At 74.1% G+C, this 1,604-nt stretch carries 1 protein-coding gene and 1 pseudogene; one reads left to right on the forward strand and one right to left on the reverse strand.

Annotated features, from left to right (window positions below):
• Positions 1–823 (forward strand): MBL fold metallo-hydrolase (locus E1182_RS30490; protein WP_132271184.1); only part of this gene is annotated, 823 nt, incomplete at its 5' end.
• A 61-nt stretch (positions 824–884) separates the two neighbouring features.
• Here E1182_RS30490 and E1182_RS30495 read toward each other — a convergent pair.
• Positions 885–1,604: pseudogene (locus tag E1182_RS30495) on the reverse strand (phosphodiesterase); the annotation flags it as partial.

Here is a 1,604-nt window from a genome sequence, read left to right on the forward strand (position 1 = left end):
GGTGGCGCCCGAGCGTGAGCTGAGCGTCGTCTGGTACGGCCACGCCTCCACCCTGGTCGAGTTGGAGGGGCACCGGGTGCTGATCGACCCGGTGTGGAGCGACCGCTGCTCCCCGTCGGCCTCGTTCGGCCCGAGACGGCTGCACGAGCCCCCGGTACGCCTCGACGAACTACCCCCGGTCGACGCGATCCTGATCTCCCACGACCACTACGACCACCTGGACATGGCCACCGTCGGGGCACTGGCCCGCCGGCAGTCCGCGCCGTTCCTGGTGCCGCTCGGCGTCGGTGCCCACCTGGACCGTTGGGGCGTGCCCGCCGACCGGATCGTCGAACTGGACTGGTCGCAGTGCCACCGGGTCGGCGGATTGGAGATCACCGCCACCGCCGCCCAGCACTTCTCCGGCCGGGGCCTGCGCCGCGACGGGACGCTCTGGAGTTCCTGGGTCGTCGCCGGCGCGCACCGGCGGGTCTTCTACACCGGCGACTCCGGCTACTTCGACGGGTACGCCGAGATCGGCGCGGAGCACGGGCCGTTCGACGTCACGCTGATGCAGATCGGCGCGTACGACCGGGCGTGGGCGGGCATCCACATGTTCCCGGAGGAGGCCGTCGCCGCCCACCTCGATCTGCGCGGCGAACTGCTCCTCCCGGTGCACTGGGCGACGTTCAACCTCGCCCTGCACGACTGGGCCGAGCCGGTGGACCGGCTGTGGGCCGAGGCGAAGGCCCGGTCCGTGCGGATCGCCGTACCCCGGCCCGGAGAGCGGGTGGTGGTCGACGACCCGCCGCCGGTGGACGGCTGGTGGCAGGCGGTCGCCTGACGTACCGCACCGGTGCGGTCGCCGACGGCGGCCCCACCGGCACGCGGCGCTCCGGGCGGAGTCAGAGGACGAACGCGTCGGTCCAGAGGGCGCCGGATCGTCCGGAGAGCGCGTCCAGCATGGCCACCGCCTGCCCGTCGGTGAGCTGGGCGACGAAGTCGACGATCGCCCGACCCCGGGCCCGGCCGATCCGGTCCGGGGTACGCGGATGCAGCTCCGCCTCGGCCAGCTCCACCAGGTCGTGCAACCGGCGCGGCAGCCGCGACTCCTCCTCCGGGTCGAGCAGCCACTCCCAGAGCGCCTCGACCAGGGTGCCCAGCAGCCGGGCCTGCCCGCGCTGGTGCAGGGCCAGGTCGGGGCGGGCCAGCACGAACCGGTGGTGGACGAACTTGAGCACCTGCACCTCGTGCCACTGCGCCGGGGCCAGCAGCACGTGACCGGAACGGACGTCCGGCTCGGCGACGACGGTGATCGCGTCGACGAACCGGGTGGTCCAGCGGGCGGAGAAGCGGGCCACGTACTGCTCGGCCTCGATGGAGCCGTCGAAGGGCATCGCGAGCAGGCCCTCGACCAGTTCCTGGCGGACGTGCTCGACGGCGGCGGCGAACGCCTCGTCGTCGGCGACCCACGAGTCCTTGCGGTGCAGCTGCCGGCGCAGCCGCTCGATCGCCGAGCCCGGACGCCGGGCCGCGCCGGCCAGCGCCGCGTCGGTGACCGCCCGCAGGTGCCCGCCCTCGCGCTGCCAGGCCATCAGCTCGGCGGCCACCGCCCCCTGCTGGAG

The organism is Micromonospora sp. KC721, from assembly GCF_004348355.1.
In the GTDB taxonomy this organism is placed as follows: Bacteria; Actinomycetota; Actinomycetes; order Mycobacteriales; family Micromonosporaceae; genus Micromonospora.